At 73.6% G+C, this 16,022-nt stretch carries 15 protein-coding genes; 4 read left to right on the top strand and 11 right to left on the bottom strand.

What is annotated here, in order from left to right; translation table 11 throughout:
* Positions 1-48: 48 nt before the first annotated feature.
* The 3 genes from ACFWYW_RS09130 to ACFWYW_RS09120 all read left to right on the top strand — a co-directional run bounded on the left by ACFWYW_RS09130 (position 49) and on the right by ACFWYW_RS09120 (position 3,658).
* Positions 49-1,488, top strand: coding sequence for a carotenoid oxygenase family protein (locus ACFWYW_RS09130; protein WP_379613265.1), 1,440 nt, complete (start codon positions 49-51; stop codon positions 1,486-1,488).
* Entirely contained in the window at positions 1,485-2,621 is a 1,137-nt protein-coding gene (locus ACFWYW_RS09125; RefSeq protein ID WP_379613266.1) for an acetyl-CoA C-acyltransferase, read from the top strand. Before ACFWYW_RS09130 ends, ACFWYW_RS09125 begins: the two co-directional genes overlap by 4 nt.
* Before the next feature lie 77 nt (positions 2,622-2,698).
* The gene (locus tag ACFWYW_RS09120; RefSeq protein ID WP_379613267.1) at positions 2,699-3,658 is read left to right on the top strand and encodes an LLM class F420-dependent oxidoreductase; all 960 of its coding nucleotides are present in this window, start codon (positions 2,699-2,701) and stop codon (positions 3,656-3,658) included.
* A gap of 129 nt (positions 3,659-3,787) precedes the next feature.
* Here ACFWYW_RS09120 and ACFWYW_RS09115 read toward each other — a convergent pair whose 3' ends face one another.
* From ACFWYW_RS09115 to ACFWYW_RS09090, 6 genes are all read right to left on the bottom strand, one after another.
* Positions 3,788-4,600, bottom strand: coding sequence for a copper resistance protein CopC (locus tag ACFWYW_RS09115; protein WP_379613268.1), 813 nt, complete (start codon positions 4,598-4,600; stop codon positions 3,788-3,790).
* Between the two features lie 86 nt (positions 4,601-4,686).
* A complete protein-coding gene (locus ACFWYW_RS09110; protein WP_379613269.1) occupies positions 4,687-5,238 on the bottom strand; it encodes an MFS transporter in 552 nt (183 codons plus the stop codon).
* A gap of 13 nt (positions 5,239-5,251) precedes the next feature.
* The gene (locus ACFWYW_RS09105; RefSeq protein ID WP_379613270.1) at positions 5,252-6,637 is read right to left on the bottom strand and encodes a PepSY-associated TM helix domain-containing protein; all 1,386 of its coding nucleotides are present in this window, start codon (positions 6,635-6,637) and stop codon (positions 5,252-5,254) included.
* Positions 6,638-6,810: 173 nt separating this feature from the next.
* Positions 6,811-7,389, bottom strand: a complete 579-nt coding sequence (locus ACFWYW_RS09100) for a hypothetical protein (RefSeq protein WP_379613271.1) — start codon at positions 7,387-7,389, stop codon at positions 6,811-6,813.
* Positions 7,390-7,420: 31 nt separating this feature from the next.
* Complete coding sequence (locus ACFWYW_RS09095) at positions 7,421-8,359, bottom strand: winged helix-turn-helix transcriptional regulator (RefSeq protein ID WP_379613272.1); 939 nt, start codon at positions 8,357-8,359, stop codon at positions 7,421-7,423.
* A 292-nt stretch (positions 8,360-8,651) separates the two neighbouring features.
* Positions 8,652-10,220 (bottom strand): ABC-F family ATP-binding cassette domain-containing protein, encoded by a 1,569-nt coding sequence (locus ACFWYW_RS09090; RefSeq protein WP_379613273.1) that lies wholly within the window; start codon positions 10,218-10,220, stop codon positions 8,652-8,654.
* Positions 10,221-10,273: 53 nt separating this feature from the next.
* Here ACFWYW_RS09090 and ACFWYW_RS09085 point away from each other — a divergent pair, with 53 nt between their 5' ends.
* Positions 10,274-10,930 carry a TetR/AcrR family transcriptional regulator gene (locus ACFWYW_RS09085; RefSeq protein WP_379613274.1) on the top strand — a complete coding sequence of 219 codons (657 nt, stop codon included), beginning with the start codon at positions 10,274-10,276 and terminating at the stop codon, positions 10,928-10,930.
* Here the strand turns inward: ACFWYW_RS09085 and ACFWYW_RS09080 are convergent.
* From ACFWYW_RS09080 to ACFWYW_RS09060, 5 genes are all read right to left on the bottom strand, one after another.
* Positions 10,849-11,037: a ferredoxin gene (locus ACFWYW_RS09080; RefSeq protein ID WP_379640941.1), complete on the bottom strand. Its 189-nt coding sequence runs from the start codon at positions 11,035-11,037 to the stop codon at positions 10,849-10,851. The genes ACFWYW_RS09085 and ACFWYW_RS09080 overlap by 82 nt on opposite strands.
* Positions 11,034-12,185 (bottom strand): cytochrome P450, encoded by a 1,152-nt coding sequence (locus ACFWYW_RS09075; RefSeq protein ID WP_379613276.1) that lies wholly within the window; start codon positions 12,183-12,185, stop codon positions 11,034-11,036. The genes ACFWYW_RS09080 and ACFWYW_RS09075 overlap by 4 nt, the downstream gene beginning before the upstream one ends.
* A gap of 3 nt (positions 12,186-12,188) precedes the next feature.
* Positions 12,189-15,227, bottom strand: coding sequence for an ATP-binding protein (locus tag ACFWYW_RS09070; protein WP_379613277.1), 3,039 nt, complete (start codon positions 15,225-15,227; stop codon positions 12,189-12,191).
* 78 nt (positions 15,228-15,305) lie between these two features.
* Complete coding sequence (locus ACFWYW_RS09065; RefSeq protein WP_379613278.1) at positions 15,306-15,527, bottom strand: hypothetical protein; 222 nt, start codon at positions 15,525-15,527, stop codon at positions 15,306-15,308.
* Complete coding sequence (locus ACFWYW_RS09060) at positions 15,520-16,017, bottom strand: GNAT family N-acetyltransferase (RefSeq protein ID WP_379613279.1); 498 nt, start codon at positions 16,015-16,017, stop codon at positions 15,520-15,522. The genes ACFWYW_RS09065 and ACFWYW_RS09060 overlap by 8 nt, the downstream gene beginning before the upstream one ends.
* Positions 16,018-16,022: the final 5 nt, after the last annotated feature.

Here is a 16,022-nt window from a genome sequence, read left to right as displayed (position 1 = left end):
AACGGTCCGGATATTGACGGCTGACTTCGTCTATCGTAGCTTCCAATCATGGCCGAAACTGTCGTGATCATGGACGAGTCGGGCGAGCGGAACCCGTACCTGCTGGGCCTGTACGCGCCGGTCCAGGAAGAGCTCACCACCGACGACCTGACGGTGATCGGGCGGATCCCCGCCGACCTCAACGGCGTCTACCTGCGCAACGGGCCCAACGCCCGCTTCCCGATGAAGGGCCGCTACCACTGGTTCGACGGGGACGGCATGGTGCACGCCGTCCATTTCGAGAACGGCCGCGCCCGCTACCGCAACCGCTGGATCCGCACCCGCGCCTTCGAGGCGGAGTCCACCGCCGGGCGGGCGCTCTGGACCGGCGTGATGGAGAACCCGAAGGGCAACCCGTTCGGGAACGCGCGCGGGCTGCCGTTCAAGGACACGGCCAACACCGATGTGATCTTCCACCGGGGGCGGGTGCTGGCCTCCTGGTATCTGTGCGGCTCGCCGTACGGTGTGGATCCGTTGTCGCTGGAGACGCTGGGGGCCGACACCTTCCTCGACACGCTCAACGGCGACTTCATGGCGCATCCCAAGGTGGACGAGCGGACCGGGGAGCTGTTCTGGTTCGACTACGGGCCGCGGCCGCCGTACCTGCGCTATGGGGTCGTGGGCGCGTCGGGGCGGGTCGAGCACTGCGTGGAGCTGGACCTGCCGGGCGCGCGGCTGCCGCACGACATGGCCATCACCCAGAACCACGCGATCCTCATGGACCTGCCGCTCTACCAGGACCCCGACGCCGCCCGGCAGGGCCGCTACAAGCTCACCTTCAACCGTGAGCTGCCCTCGCGCTTCGGGGTGATCCCGCGCCGGGGTCAGGCGCATGAGATCCGGTGGTTCGAGGCGAAACCCTGCTACATCTACCACGTCGTCAACGCGTGGGAGGAAGGCGGGGAGATCGTCATGGACGTCTGCCGGGTCTCGCGGCCCGCGCCGTCCGGGAACGGCTCCGCGCTGTCGCGGATGATCGCCTACCTCAAGCTCGACGCGCGCATGTACCGCTACCGCTTCGACCTGCGCACCGGCACCACCTCCGAGCACTACGTGGACGCCGACCACAACACCGAGTTCCCCTCGATCGACGCGCGCGCCACCGGCCTGCCGAGCCGCTACGCCTACAACGTCTCGGTCGCCGACGCCGCGACCAACCTGTTCGACGGCCTGGTCCGCTACGACAACGTCACCGGCGCCAAGGAGACCCACACCTACGGCCCCGGCGTCTACGGCAGCGAGGCCCCCTTCGCCCCGCGCGACGGCTCCACCGGCGAGGACGACGGCTACCTGGTCACCTTCGTCACCGACGAGCGCGAAGGCCGCTCCGAGGTGCGGATCCTCGCCGCCTCGCGCATCTCCGAGGGACCGATCGCCCGGGTACTGCTGCCGCGACGGGTGCCGCTCGGCTTCCACGCCACCTGGGTAAGGGCGGACCAGCTGCGATGACCGTCTACGTCTACGACTGCGTCAGGACCCCGCGCGGCAAGGCCCGCCCCGGCGGCGGACTGGCCGAGGTCACGCCGCTGGCCATGCTCGAAGGGCTGCTCGGCGCGCTCGGCGGGCGTACCGGGATCACGCGGGCCGACGACCTGATCGTCGGCTGCGCCACCCAGAACGCCGAGCAGGGCGGCAACCTCGCCCGCACCGCCGCCCTGACCACCGGTTTCGACACACCCGGTATGACGCTCAACCGGTACTGCACCTCCGGCATCGACGCCGTGCGCACCGCCGCCGCCCTCGTCGCGTCGGGCAGCGCCCGGGTCGTCGTCGCGGGCGGGGTGGAGTCCGTCTCGCGGGTGCCGATGTTCTCCGACCGCGGGCCGCTGTGGTCGCTGCCGGTCGGGTCGTTGCACATGGGCGTCGCGGCCGACGCGGTCGCCACGCTGGAGGGTTTCTCGCGCGAGGAGCTCGATCGGTACGGCCTGCGTACCCAGACCCTGGCCGCGGAGGCGTGGGCAGGCGGCCGCTACGACCGTTTTCTGGTCCCGGTGAACGACCTCGGCCACGACGAGCACGTACGGCCCGGCCTCACCCAGGCCGCCCTGTCCGCGCTCGAACCCGCCTTCGCCGCCACCCCCGGCCAGGACGCCGTCGCCCTCGCCCACCTGCCCGGACTGGGCCGGATCCGCCATCTCCACACCCGGGGCACCTCGCCCAGCCTGTGCGACGCCGCCGGGCTGGTGCTCATCGGAACCGGCCTGGACCTGGAGCCGCTGGCCAGGGTGGCCGGGAGCGCCACCGCTGTCGGCGACCCGGTCACGATGCTCACGGCCGGGCAGACGGCGGTCGAGAAGGTCCTGGCCCAGGCCGGGCTGAGCGCCGACGACGTGGAGGTCTTCGAGTTCGCCGAGGCGTTCGCGGCGTTGTGCCTGAAGTTCCAGCGCGACCTCAAGGTCGGCGACGACCGCTTCAACGTCAACGGTGGCACCATCGCCATGGGCCACGCCTTCGGCGCCACCGGGACGCTGCTGGTGGCCGCCTGCGTCGCCGAACTGCACCGGAGGGGTGCGCGGTATGGGGTGGCCGCGGTGAGCGGGGCCGCCGGGTCGGGGTCGGCCGTGTTGCTGGAGCGGGTATGACGCACAACGAGCCTTTTGAGCACAGCGCTCCCCTTGGGCCTGGCGAGTCCGCTGGGCGGTCCAGTGGCGCGCCCGGGTTGAGGCTCAGTGTCTCGCTCGGGTTGTGGCAGGACCGGCCGGCCGAGGAGGCGTTGGCGACCGCGCGGGCGGCCGACGCCCTCGGGTACCCGTCGCTGTGGGTCGGGGAGATGGCCACCTATGACGCGTTCGCGCTGGCCACGGCGATCGGGCTGGCCACCGGGCGGATCGGGCTGACGGTCGGGCCGCTGGCGGTGACCGTACGGGACCCGATGACGATCGCCGTGGGCGCCGCCTCCGTGGCCGCGCTCACCGGCAGGCCGGTGGATGTCGCCCTGGGCACCTCGAGCCCGCTCGTCGTCGAGGGCTGGCACGGACGTTCCCGCGCCCGGTCGGCCGCCGCGCTGCGGGAGTCGGTCGAGGCTCTGCGGCCGCTGCTGGACGGTGAACGGTCGGCGTACACCGGCGAGTCGGTGGCCAGCAACGGCTACCGGCTACGGCTGCCCGCGCCACGCTCACGGCTGACGGTGGCGGCGTTCGGGCCGTCTGCGGTGCGCACGGCCGCCCGCGCCGACCGGATGGTGCTCAACCTGATCACTCCCGCGTCGGCCGCCCGGCTGGCCGCCCAGGTACGCGCCCTGAACCCCGAGGTCTCGGTGGCCGCCTGGGTGAGCGCGGCCGTGGACCCCGACCGCGAGGCCGTGGACCGCATCCGCCGCGCCGTCGTCGGTTACCTGCCCGCGCCCGGCTACGGCGAGATGTTCGCCGAGGCCGGGTTCGCGGACGTGGTCGCCTACGCGCGCACCGGCCCGCACCCGCGCGAACTGCTGGCCGCGGTGCCGGACGAGCTGGTCGCCTCGGTGGCACTGCTCGGCGACGCGGACACGGTGGCCGCCCGCCTGTCGGCGTACGCGCGGGCGGGGGTGGACGAGGTGGCGCTGGTGCCGGTCGGCACCGACCGCGACCCCGCCGGCACCACCACCCTCAAAACCCTCGCCCCCCACAACCCAGACCCCTGAACCACCCACAACCTTCGCCCGTCACAACCTGCTGCGGACTCCGGGCGTCCGGCTCGTGAAGCCGTCCCGGCCTCTGGGCGTCCGGGTCGTGAAGCCGTCCTGGTCTGCGGGCGTCCGGGTCGTGAAGCGTCACCTGGCCGGGCCACCCGGCTCCGGGCCGTCGTCCGCCGCCTTTCCAGGCGCCGGACCGTCGTCGGCCGACTTGCCGGACACCGGCCCATCGTCGGTGGGCTTGCCGGCTCCCGGGCCGTCCTCGGCCGGTTCGCCGGACGACGGGCCATCGTCCGTCGGCTTGCCGGACGCCGGAGCGGCCTCCGCCGGCTTGCCGGGTGTGGGGCCGGCGGGGGCGGTGCGGCGGCGGGAGCCGGCGAACCACATGCCCGCACCCAGCGCCACCAGCACGGCGGCCACCACCCAGATCCAGCCCGGCAGCCCCTGACCCTCCTGGGTCGCGGCCGCCGCCCGCCCCGGATCGGCGGGCTGTGTGGAAGCGCTCTCCACGGGCGGTGCCGGAGCCGCGGACGTGGCCTCAGCGGGGCCGGCCGTGTCGGTGGGGGTGGGGTCGGAGGAGGGGGTGGGCGGGGCGGTGACGGTGAAGGGGATCTCCCCCTGGATCGGATGCCCGTCGGAGGAGACCACCCGCCAGCCGATCACGTAGCGCCCGGCGGCCAGCGCCTCGGGCACCTCGGTGGTGACGGTCTTGCCGTCGGCGACGGGCTTGCTCAGGGGAACGAGCTTGTCACCGCTGTCCCGCAACACCACGACCGGCATGCGAATCCTGGCGGTGAACTCCAGCTCGATCTCCTCGAGCGACTTCACCTTGGCGTTCTTGCCCGGCGAGCTCGACTTGAGCGCGTCGTGGGCAAGAGCGGCGGTTGGCAGAAAGATCAGTACAAGACCGCAGATCATCGCGGTCAGGATGGAACGCGGCAGCTTCGCCATCGTCTGAAACTCCATGGAAACGACCCGGCCCGCAGAACCTGCGAAGGCCGGGGACACCGGATGGACGCCTGTGGCGCCGGCGCACGTCAGCCGGCGCGCGACGGCCCCGGGGGTCCACGCCGGTGCACCACCGCGGCGAGCTCACGCCGCCCTCGGGGCTCGGGTTCACCTTCCGGTACGGCCGGCCGTACCGGAAAAGGCAGCCGCACCGGAGCGGCGGCCAGCAACCGCAGCAGGCGCGGCGGCGGCGCGGACCACAGGCGCAGCAGGGTCCACGCGGCGCTCTCGCCGCGATACAGCCACCACCCGGTCAGCAGCGCGACCGTGAAGTGGGCCACCACCATGCCGGGACGCGGATGCCCGTGATCGGGCACGACGACGTGCGCGGACGTCTGCGCGAACAGCAGGTGCAGCAGCGTCTGCGTCCCGGCGGTGGCGGCCAGGACGCCTTCGCGGCTCCGTTCGCGCCCGCCGAGCAGCAGGGCGAGCGACAGGGAGGCGGCGGCGCCGAGGGCGAGCGCCCACGACGCGATGGCGCCGCCTCCGGCCAGCAGGTGTCCTCCCGCGGAGACCACGACGCACGCCATGCCGAAGACGGCGGCGCGGATCAGGCGCAGGCTCGGATCCCGAGGGGACACATCCGCCATAGTGTCAGCCGCGCCTGCCCGCGAGAACCCGGCCGAGCACGATGTCGAGCAGCAGGAACGCGCACAGGGAGATGCCCAGGAGCGGCATGAAGTACCCCACACCCACCACTACCAGCGCAAAGGGGATCAGAGCCGCCCAGTGCACGCCGCGCCAGCCGCCGCGCGGGTAGCCGCCGAGTTTCGGGCGGCGCGTCCACCACATCCGGTAGCCGAGCACGATCATGGTGATGACGCCCGCGGCGAGCAGCATCAGCACGATCTGGTTGGCCAGGCCGAACAGCAGGCCCTGGTGCCCGTCGATGCCCCAGCGGGTGAGCTTGGCGGCCAGGGGGAAGTCGGCGAAGCGCAGTTCGGCGCGCACCTGGCCGGTGGCGGGGTCGACGGCCACCTGGTCCAGCCGTTGCGGCCAGGTCTTGTCGGACTCCTTGACCAGGTACGGCTCGCCGGGCTTGGCCGGCCAGACGATCTCCAGCGGCCCGGACAGCCCCCGGCTCGCCGCGGCGGCCGTGACCCGGTCGGGACCGACATCGGCGGCGCCATGCTGGTGCCCGCCGGAGGCGGAGGGGGCGTGGGCGCCGTGCTCGCCGCCGGTGGCGATGGACGGCGTGGTCCAGCCGAGCGTGGTGCGGAGCCGGTCGACGTTGTCACCGGCGTACTTCGACCAGGTCAGGCCCGTGGCCGACAGGAACACCAGGCCCACCACCGCCCACAGGCCGATCGAGCCGTGCCAGGACAGGACCCGCCGGCGGCCGGTGACGCCGCGTTCCGGCGTGGTCAGGCGGCGCAGGCGGGTGCCCTTGCGCCGCTTGCGGCCGATCCACAGGAGCAGGCCGCCGAGCGCGACCACCCAGAGCCAGCTTGCCGCCAGCTCGCTGTAGAGGCGGCCGGGCTCGCCCAGGTGCAGGTTGCGGTGGAGGTGGGAGATCCAGGCGCGCACCGGCAGCGCGCCGGAGCCGCCGTAGCTCTCCAGCGCGCCGCGTACCTGGGCGGTGGACGGGTCCACGAAGACCGCGAGCTGGGTGCTGTCCGGCAGGCCGGGCACGTCCAGCAGGACGCGGGTGGTCTGGCCGGGCTCGGCGGCGGGCCTTACCGCGGTGATCGGGGCCCGCGGGTGTGCGGCGCGGGCGGCGGCGATCTGCCGTTCCAGGGGCAGGCTCTGGCCGCCGGGCGGCGCGGTCAGCTCGTGCGCATAGACGATCTTCTCGATCTGGTACGACGCCGCGTACAGCAGGCCGGTGGTGGCCGCGACCAGGAGGAACGGGGCGATGAGGAGCCCGGCGTAGAAGTGCAGGCGCAGGACGAGGGGGCGCAGCGCCGGCCAGCTCGCCGACCGCCCGGGGGGTGGATCGGCGCTCTCGGTCCGCTCGATGACGTCGGTGGAGGAGCTCATGATGGTTTCTCCGTTCGGCCGGTGGCGCGCACAGCGAGGTACGCGCGATCCGGTCAGGGGGTTCGGACGCGGCCCTGATCGAGGAGGACACGCGCGGAGGCCGCGGCTGCGGAGCGCACGGCCTTACGCCCGGGCGCGGACGCCCGGGAGCACCCGGGCGGGGATGCCCGGGATCAGAGAACGGAGAGAACGAGCGGCGGTCCGCGCCGGGAGACGATCGTGACGAAGGGCGCACGAGGGGCGAGCGTGCCCTCGTCCTCGACCGGTGCCAGCCCGGTGGAGCCGGTCTCCGGCGTGGCGGTCAGCAGGACGAACAGCCGGGCCCACAGGCCGCCGACGGAGGCGACGGCCAGGTGCGCCAGCAGGGCCAGCGCGCACTCGCCGCGCTCAAGCCACCAGGCGGAGATCAGGGCGACGACGGCGTGCACGAGGAACATGCCCAGGCCGTTGCCGAGCCCGCCGCCGTGCCCATGCGCGGCCACCGGGGCGGCCACGGGCACGGCGCCGGCGGTGAACAGGTGGTGCATGCCGTACTGGGCGGCGAAGCTCGTGGCCAGCAGAAGTTCCCTGCCACGCTGCCGGCGGCCGAGCAGGTAGGCGCCGGCCCAGGTCAGCGCGAGCGCGAGACCGAGGGTGACGGGCCGGATCTGTGCGCCTCCGGCCAGCATGTGCAGGGTGAGCGAGGCCAGCACGCAGGCCACCGCGAACACGGTGGCGCGCAAAGCGCGCAGAACGGGCCGGCCGACATGCACCCGCACATGATGCCACAGCCCGCCGCGAACCTCAGGCGGTCCCGGCCAGCGGCAGCCGCCGCTCGGGGATCACGAAGTGCACCTCGGTACGGCTCAGCGCCACCCCGCACGACCCGCACCGCAAATAGGGTAGAAATGCCCGCCCACAGGCCCGATGAATGAACCGCAGATCGGTGTCCGCCGGCCCCTCGTACCACTTCTGCGCCCACTCGACCAGAAACGCGAAGATCCCGAAGAAGCCCAGCCCCTTGCCGGTGAGCCGATAGCGAGGCCGCGCCCCCGGCTCCTCCACGTCCAGCACGCCCAGCTCGGTGAAGCGCCGCAACCGGCTGGCCAGCACCGACGGCGCCACCCCCAGCTCGGCCTGAAAGTCCGCGAACCGCCGCACCCCCAGAAAGGCGGCGGCCAGAACCACCGTGCTCCACCGATCCCCGAGCAGCTCGAACGTCTCCGGCAAATACGACAGCGGGTCATCCTCTCCCGCACGCACGATCCTCCGATGATGCCGCGGCACAGCCACCTGCGCGAACGTCGCCGCCCCCCGCGACGTCTCGGTGTCGCGCGCGCCGACGGGCGCCGCCCCGCACCCCAGACACCCCAGCTCGATGTCGGTACGGCTCCCGCACACATCATGCGCCAGCTCCGGCAGCCCATGCCGCCTGGGCACCCACCGCCGCTCCCACGACCAGATCTCCACCAGCACCGGCCACAGCTCGATCGCCCGCTCGGTCAGCAGATACTCGGTCCGCGTCCGCCCCTGCTCCCGGTAGGGCACCGGCCTGAGCAGGTCGCCCGCCACCATCTCCTTGAGCCGGTTGGACAGCACCGACTCCGACATGCCGAGCTCGTCGCGCCAGTCGGCGAAGCGGCGCAGGCGCAGCAGGAAGGCGCGTTGCAGGATGAGCATCGTCCACTGGTCGCTGACCGCCAGCAGCGCCTGCCCGATCGCGCTGGGCCGCTCCGCTTCCATCCACCGCTCCGCTTCAGGTTGTCCGCCGGGTAAAACTACCGCTGTTACACGCCATCCCAGCATGCCAGCCCACCCCTCACCGACCCCGCGCCTGGTCCACACCCGGAAGCGCCACGACCACGCGAGCGGGAAGGCGCCTGCTCAAGGGGTGAAGACCCGCACGGCAGCATCACGGGATGTCGTGACCTGGGCACCGGAGGTATCGGGATGTGGGCCGAGGCAGCGCGGGCAGCGCAGGATGTCGCGCGATGTCGCGGACATGGAGTCCGTGGCGGAGGTGGCGGGTGTGGGGCTAGGTGGTGGGGTTGGGGTTGGGGGTGTCGTGGACGTGGCCGGTGGCGGTGAAGGTGAGGGAGCGGTCGAAGTCGGCGGCGAACCAGCGGTCGTGGGTGACGGCCAGCACGGTGCCCTCGTAGGCCGACAGCCCCCGCTGCAACGCCTCCGCGCTGGCCAGGTCGAGGTTGTCCGTGGGCTCGTCCAGCAGCAGCAACGTCGCGCCGGACAGCTCCAGCAACAGGATCTGCAGGCGCGCCTGCTGCCCGCCGGAGAGCGTCTCGAAGTGCTGGCCGCCCGCCGGAGCCAGCTCGTAGCGGGCCAGCACGGCCATCGCGTCGTTTCGCTCCAGGCCGTACGTGGCCATGATCAGCTCGGCGATCGGGCGGCCGTGCAGGTCGGGCCGCAGGTGGGTCTGCGCGAACCAGCCGGGCCGCACCCGGGCGCCCAGAGTGAAAGCCCCGGTGTGGGCGATCGGCTCCCCGGCCAGCAACCGCAGGAAGTGCGACTTGCCGGTCCCGTTGAGGCCGAGGACGGCGATCCGCTCGCCGTACCAGATCTCGGTGCTGAAGGCGCGCACGAGGCCGGGCAGGGCAAGGTCGCGCACGGTGAGCGCGCGTTTGCCGGTGCGGCCGCCGCGCAGGCGCATGCGGATGTTCTGCTCCTTCGGCGGGCGCTCAGGCGGGCCGGCCTCCTCGTAGCGGGCGAGCCGGGTCACGGCGGACTGGTAGGCCCCGGACAGCGCGTCGTTGCGAGTGGCGCGCTGGCGCAGCGTGTGGACGGCGCCGCGTAGCCTGGCGCGTTCCTCCTCCCAGCGGCGGCGGCGCTCGTCGAGGCGGGCGGCGCGGTCGCGGCGGGCCTGGGGGTAGCCGGTGTAGCCGCCGCCGTGCACCCACACGCCGCGCGCCTCGACGGTGACGATCCGGTCGGCGACCTCGGCCAGCAGCCTGCGGTCGTGCGAGACGAGCAGCACGGTCTTAGCCGAGGCGCGCAGTTCGCCCTCCAGCCACTGCTTGCCGGGCAGGTCGAGGTAATTGTCGGGTTCGTCCAGGAGCAGGACACCGTCGGGGCCGCGCAGCAGCGCGTGCAGCATCAGGCGCTTCTGCTCGCCGCCGGACAGCGTGCGCACGTCGCGCTCCCGCGCCGACAGGTACGGCAGGCCGAACGCGGCCGTCGTGCACACGTCCCAGACGACCTCCAGCTCGTACCCTCCGGCGTCGGCGTAGTCGCTGAGCGCCTGGGCGTAGGCGAGCTGGCTCGTCTCGTCGTCGCCGAGGGCGGCCTCGGTCCCGCGTACCGAAGCGACGGCGGCGCGGACCGGCGGAGGCGCGACCGACAGCAGCAGGTCCCCGACGCTCCCCGCGTCGAGGAACTGCCGCATCACCCCGATCCCGCCCACCGCGCGCACCCGCCCGGCGGTGGGCCGCAGCTCACCGGCGATCAGGCGCAGCAGCGTGGTCTTCCCGCCGCCGTTGGGCCCGGCCAGGGCGGCTTTGGCGCCCTCGCCGACCTTGAACGACACCTCGTTGAGCAGCAGGCGGCCGTCGGGCAGCACATAGGTCAGGTCGTCGACCTCGATATGGCTCACCGTTCTATTACTAGACCATCGATCCGGTCGGCGTACAGCGTATTATCGGCCGGGTGAGCGACGAGAACGTGTGGCTACGGCCCCGCAAACCCGCCCGCCAGGTGCTGACCATCGAGCGGATCGTGGCCGAGGCGCTCGCCCTGCTCGACGAGGAGGGCATCGACCGGCTGACCATGCGGCGGCTGGCCGAGCGGCTCGGCACCGGGTCCACCACGCTGTACTGGCACGTGAAGACCAAGGACGACGTGCTCGACCTGGCGCTCGACGCGGTGTTCGGCGAGGCCGAGCTGCCCTCGGGCGGCGACTGGCGGGCGCGGGCCGAGCGGCTGTGCTCGGCCTGGCGGGCGGCGATGCTGCGCCACCCGTGGTCGATCACGCTGCTCGACCGGCCCATGATGGGGCCGAACGCGCTCGGCCGTACCGACTTCCTCTACCGCACGCTGGAGGAGGCCGGGCTGCCCGACGTGCGGGCGGCCGCGCACAGCCTGTCCACGTTCGTGATCGGCTCGGTCACCCTGCAGTCCCACGACGGCGCCGCCGACCTCACCGAGCACCTGCGCCCCTATCCCACGCTGGCCGCGCACGGCCTGGCCCACGACTGGGCGGCGACCTTCGCCCGGGGCCTCGGCTACCTGCTCGACGGCATGAGCGTGATCGCTCCCGTGGGGCAGCCGGAGACCGCGCGCCGTACCTGCGGGCCGTCGGCCTGAGCGAGCAGGACGATCCGGCCGTCGTCGGGATCCTGGTCGAAGACCTCGGGCGCCCACGCCGCGCACTGCCCGGCGGCGGCGCACCGCTCCCTGTCCACGACGATCACCACGTCACCTCCAGCCGGTCCACGCCGTACACGAGCATCCCCACGCGCTTGGGCACCTCCTCCAGCGGTACGGCCAGCCGCAACCCGGGCAGGCGGCGCAGCAACGCGGGGAAGGCGATCTCCAGCTCCATCCTGGCGAGGTTCTGCCCGAGGCACTGATGCGGGCCGAAGCCGAAGGCCAGGTGGTGGGTACGCGGCCGGGTGAGGTCCAGCATGTCGGGGTTCTCGCACAGGGACGGGTCCCGGTTGGCCGCGGCCAGCGAGACCGTGAGGAAGTCGCCCTCCGGGATCGTCACCCCGTCCAGTTCGAGGTCCTGCGAGGCCCGCCGGAACATGAGGGTGTCGACGACCGACAGGTAGCGCAGCATCTCGTCCGCCGCGGTCTTGGCGACCTCGGGCTCGTCGCGCAGCAGCGCGAGCTGGTCGGGCCGCTGGAGCAGCAGCAGCGTGCCGACGCCCAGCACGCTGGCGCTGGTCTCGTGGCCGGCGATCAGCAGCAGCACGGCGACCCCGGCCACCTCCTCGTCGGTCAGGTCGGTGCCGGTGAGCAGGTCGTCCAGCAGCCCCTCTCCCGGCCTGGCCCGCTTGGCCGCGACGAGCCCGGTGAGGAAGACCCCGAAGTCCTCCAGCGCCGCCGTGGCCGTCTCGATGTCGAGGTTCGTGTCGAGCAGCCGGACGCTGGCGATCTGGAAGGTCTCGCGGTCGGCGTACGGCACGCCGAGCAGCTCGCAAATCACCAGCGTCGGCACCGGCAGCGCGAAGTGCTCGACCAGGTCCACCGGCCGCGGCTGCCTCTCCACGTGGTCGAGCTGGTCGGCGATGATCTGCTCGATCCTGGGCCGCAGCCGGTTCATGCGCTGGAGGGTGAAGCGGCCGGTGAGCATGCGGCGGATCCGGGTGTGCTGGGGCGGGTCCATCTGGACGAACATCCCCGGCGGCGGCGCGGCCTGGTACAGCGGCACGCCCTGCTGGCCGCCCTCCACCTCGGAGCTGAAGCGGGTGTCGCCGAACAGCCGGCGGACCAGGTCGTGGCTGGTGGCGTACCAGATCTCGTCGCCGGTGTTGAGCCGCACCTTGCCGAAAGCCTCGTCGGTGGCCCCGTCCGGCGGGCTGAACGGACAGGAGCGCGTCATCGGAATCTGTCTCATGCCTCAACGGTGGGCGGCGGGGCTGACGGCGCCCGCACCCGGCGCTGACATGAGCCCGACGATCTCCTCGCGGTCCATCCCGGCGCCCCGCCGGTAGGCCAGCGAGAACGCGGCGTCGCCGAGCACGCGCCTGGTCTCCGCCTCGACGCCGGCGGCTTCGGTACCCGGTAGCCCGCGCAGCGTACCGGCCGCCCCGAGCAGCGTCGCGGCCCGCCCGGCGGCGCCGGCGGCCAGCGCCAGCCCGGCCATGCCCTCGACCGCCCCGGCGGCGGCGGGCACGTCGAGCGTGCGCAGGAGGATGTCGAACGCCTCGCGGAAGAGCCCCTCGTCACCGGCGACCTGTCCCAGCCCGATGAGGACGCGGGCGCGCAGCTCCTCCTCCCCCACCCAGGGCGTGTGCCCGCAGCCGGCCAGCGCCTCGCGGTAGAGCTCCGCGGCCCGTCCGCCGTCGCCTTCGAGCCTGGCGACCTCGGCCCGCACGTACGTGGCCGCGGCCATCTCCTCCGGCCCCTTCCTCGACCTGGCCAGCACGACGGCCCGCTCCAGGTCGGCCTTGGCGCCGTCGAGGTCGCCCGCCCTGGCCTTGACCGAGCCCCTCTGGGCCAGCACGAACACGGTGTCCTGCGCGTCGCCGAAGACCGAGGTCAGCGCCATGGCCTCCTCGGTCAGGGCCAGCTCGCGCGCGTGCTCGCCCCGCCAGCCGGCGATCTCGGCCATCTGCAGGAGGGCCTGCGCCGCGCCCCAGCCGTCGCCGGCCAGCCGGAAGGCGGTGAGCGCGCTGCTCAGGTGCTCGGAGGCCTGGTTCACCTGGTTGCCGCCGCCCAGCCGTACCTGCGCCAGGAGCAGGTGGGCGAAGCCGCGCGACCACGGCTGCGAGCTCGTGGTGGCCGTCAGGAGCGAGGGCACGATCGCGCCGTAGTCGCTCTGGGCGACGGCGAGATAGGGGCGCACCATCTGGATCAGCGGGTACTCGGGCACCGGACCCAGGTGCTCGGCCAGCCGCTCGGCCCGCTCCAGCAGCGGGCGGATCTGGGCGCGCGGGCTGGCCGCCGACGCCACCTGCAGCACGGACATCACGTAGTGGGCGCCGCACTCCTCCGCTCCCGGCAGGGCGAGCGCGGCGACGGTGAGCTGGGCGGCCTCCTGCCCGAGCCCCCGCTGCCACCAGTAGAGCCACAGCCCCGCGGTGATCCGCAGCGCCGTCGCGGGCCGCCCGGCCGCGATCGCCCAGCGCAGCGCCGCGTGCAGGTTGTCGTGCTCGGCCGCGAGCTCGGCCATCGTGCCCGCCTGCCGATGATTGCGCAGGTACGGCTCCGCCCGCACGGCCATGTCGGCGAAGTACCCGGCATGGGCCAGGCGTACGGCGTCGGCGTCGTCCTCCCCCAGATGCTCGGCGCAGAAGGCGCGCACGGTCTCCAGCATCCGGTAGCGCCCGTGGTCGGCTTGGACGAGTGACTTGTCCACCAGAGCCGCGAGCAGGCCGGGCGTGGCGCCGCAGACCTGCTCCGCCGCCTTGAGCGAGGCCCCCGAGGGGAAGGCGGACAGCCGCGCGGCCAGCCGCTGCTCGTCGGCCGACAGCAGCTCCCAGCTCCACGCCACGACGGCCCGCAACGTGCGGTGGCGGGCCTGACCGCCCCGGACCCCGGAACCGAGCAGGTCGAGGCGGTCGCCGAGCCGCTCCTCCAGCCGCTCGGCCAGGTCCTCGGCCGACAGCGCGCGCAGCCGGGCGGCGGCCAGCTCGATCGCCAGCGGCAGTCCGTCGAGGGCGCGGCAGATCCGCACGACCGCGTCGGTGGCGGCGAAGCGCGGGTCGGCGGCCCGCGCGCGGTCCACGAGCAGGCTCACCGCCGGGCTGTCCAGCGCCTCGGCCAGGGCGGCGCCCTCGGCGGGCAGCGCTAGCGGGCGCAGCGGCAGGCTGGCCTCGCCGTCGAGGCCGAGCGGCTCGCGGCTGGTGGCCAGCACCCGTACGCCGGGCGCCCCGGCCAGCAGCCGGTCGGCCAGGGCGGCGGCCTCCTCGATCAGGTGCTCGCAGTTGTCCAGCACGAGCAGGAGCACCTCTCCCGCCAGGATGGCGACCGGGTCGCCGCCGGGCGTTAACGCGCCGCCCAGGGCGCCGAGTACGGCCTGCCGTACCCCTGCCGCCGGGGCGAGTTCGACGAAGCAGACGCGCTCCCCGATCGGCCCGCTCACCGCCTCCGCGGCCAGCCGGGTCTTGCCCGAGCCGCCGGGGCCGACGAGCGTCACCAGCCGGTGCTCGCGCAGCAGGACGCGCAGGTCGGCGAGCTCGCGTTCGCGGCCGACGAAGCTGCTCATCTGGCGGCGCGGCCCCGGCATGGCCATCAGCGGGCGCTGGGTGTGCTCGCCGCGCAGCACCGCGACGTGCAGGGTTCTGAGCTCCGGCGACGGGCTGGTGCCGAGCTGCTCGGCCAGCAGGCGGCGGTGGTCCTCGTAGCACTCCAGCGCCTCGACCTGCCTGCCGGTCGCGGCCAGCGTGCGGATCAGCAGCTCGCGCGGGCGCTCGCGCAGCGGGTCGGCGGCGACCAGGGTGCGCAGTTCCCCGATCAGGCGGGCGGGCTCGGCCTTCAGCGCGAGCTCGGCCTCGATCCGGTTCTCCAGCGCCTCCGCGCGCAGGCTCGCCAGCCGCTCGCGGTGGCCGTCCAGGCCCGGCAGCCCGGCCAGCGCCTCGCCGCGCCACAGCGCGAGCGCCTCGCCCAGCAACCGCACCGCCTCCTGTGTACGGCCGGCCCGCCGCCCTTCGGCGACCAGGCGGGCGAAGCGGTGGGCGTCCACGTCGTCGGGGTCCACGCTGACCCGGTAGCCGGGCCCGACCCGCTCGACCGGGACGAACTTCCGCAGGCGGGAGATCTGCGACTGCAGGGCGTTGGGCGCGGCCCCCTCGCCGCCGTAGACGACCTCGCGCAGGCGCTCCGCGGAGACCGGCCGCCCGGCTTCCAGCAGCAGCGCCGCGAGCAGCGCCCGCAGGCCGTCCCCGTTGACCTGCTCGCCGGCCACCTCGGTCGTGCCCAGGATGCGGTAGCGCATACTCCGATTCTGTCCGCCGGCGCGCTCCGGTGAGGCACTACCCGGCGGCGAACGTGATGATCTCCGGGGCGGCGTCCGTCAGGGGCCCGCGGTTCCAGCCGCCGTACTGGGCCTCGATCTCCAGCCCGCCTCCGCCAGGAAGCGCAGGGTGCTCCAGCTCACCTCGGGGCGCTCCCATCCCGGGCTGGTGTAGGTCTGGGTGAAGGTGACGTGCTCGGCCGTCACCTGCCGCACCTCCACGTCCACGCGCACCGGTGTGATCTCGGAGCCCGTCCGGCGTTCCCGGTCCCGGTCAACCACGCGCGGTCCTCCGGTAGCGGATCATCGGCCCCAGCAGGCCGGCAACCGTCTCGAACGGCGTCATCCCCAGGCGTTCCACCACGGCGATGGAGGCGGTGTTGCCCTCGTCCACCTCGGCCAGGACCTCGGGCAGGCCGGCTGGGCCCAGGGCGTGCTCGACCACCGCGCGGGCCGCCTCCGTGGCGTAGCCGTACCCCCAGAAGGGCGGCGACAGGCTGTAGGTAACCTCGACGCCGAGGTCCTCCAGCGGCCGGAGCCCCGCGGTGCCGGCGAGGACGCCGGTGGCGCGCTCGCGGATCAGCCACAGACCGCAGACGGAGTCGCGCTCGCTGTCGGCGATCGCCTCGGCCACCCGCTCGGCGGTGAGGACCTCGCCGTCGAACAGGAAGCGCCGCACGTCCGGGTCGGTCCAGTGCGCCAGCAGGTCGGCGAGGTCGGCTGCGGCGACCGGCCGGAGTTCGAGCCGGTCGGTGGTCAGAACGTGCTGCATCCGGC

The organism is Nonomuraea sp. NPDC059023 (genome assembly GCF_042740095.1).
Taxonomy (GTDB): domain Bacteria; phylum Actinomycetota; class Actinomycetes; order Streptosporangiales; family Streptosporangiaceae; genus Nonomuraea.
The sequence above is the reverse complement of the archived record's forward strand: the minus strand, read 5'-3'. Positions and strand labels throughout refer to the sequence as shown.

Bases quoted from the DNA above. Each gene is read 5' to 3' on its own strand.
- ACFWYW_RS09130 (WP_379613265.1), top strand. From the start codon at position 49: ATGGCCGAAACTGTCGTGATCATGGACGAGTCGGGCGAGCGGAACCCG.
- ACFWYW_RS09125 (WP_379613266.1), top strand. From the start codon at position 1,485: ATGACCGTCTACGTCTACGACTGCGTCAGGACCCCGCGCGGCAAGGCC.
- ACFWYW_RS09115 (WP_379613268.1), bottom strand. From the start codon at position 4,600: ATGGCGAAGCTGCCGCGTTCCATCCTGACCGCGATGATCTGCGGTCTT.
- ACFWYW_RS09105 (WP_379613270.1), bottom strand. From the start codon at position 6,637: ATGAGCTCCTCCACCGACGTCATCGAGCGGACCGAGAGCGCCGATCCA.
- ACFWYW_RS09095 (WP_379613272.1), bottom strand. From the start codon at position 8,359: ATGGAAGCGGAGCGGCCCAGCGCGATCGGGCAGGCGCTGCTGGCGGTC.
- ACFWYW_RS09075 (WP_379613276.1), bottom strand. From the start codon at position 12,185: ATGAGACAGATTCCGATGACGCGCTCCTGTCCGTTCAGCCCGCCGGAC.
- ACFWYW_RS09070 (WP_379613277.1), bottom strand. From the start codon at position 15,227: ATGCGCTACCGCATCCTGGGCACGACCGAGGTGGCCGGCGAGCAGGTC.
- ACFWYW_RS09060 (WP_379613279.1), bottom strand. From the start codon at position 16,017: ATGCAGCACGTTCTGACCACCGACCGGCTCGAACTCCGGCCGGTCGCC.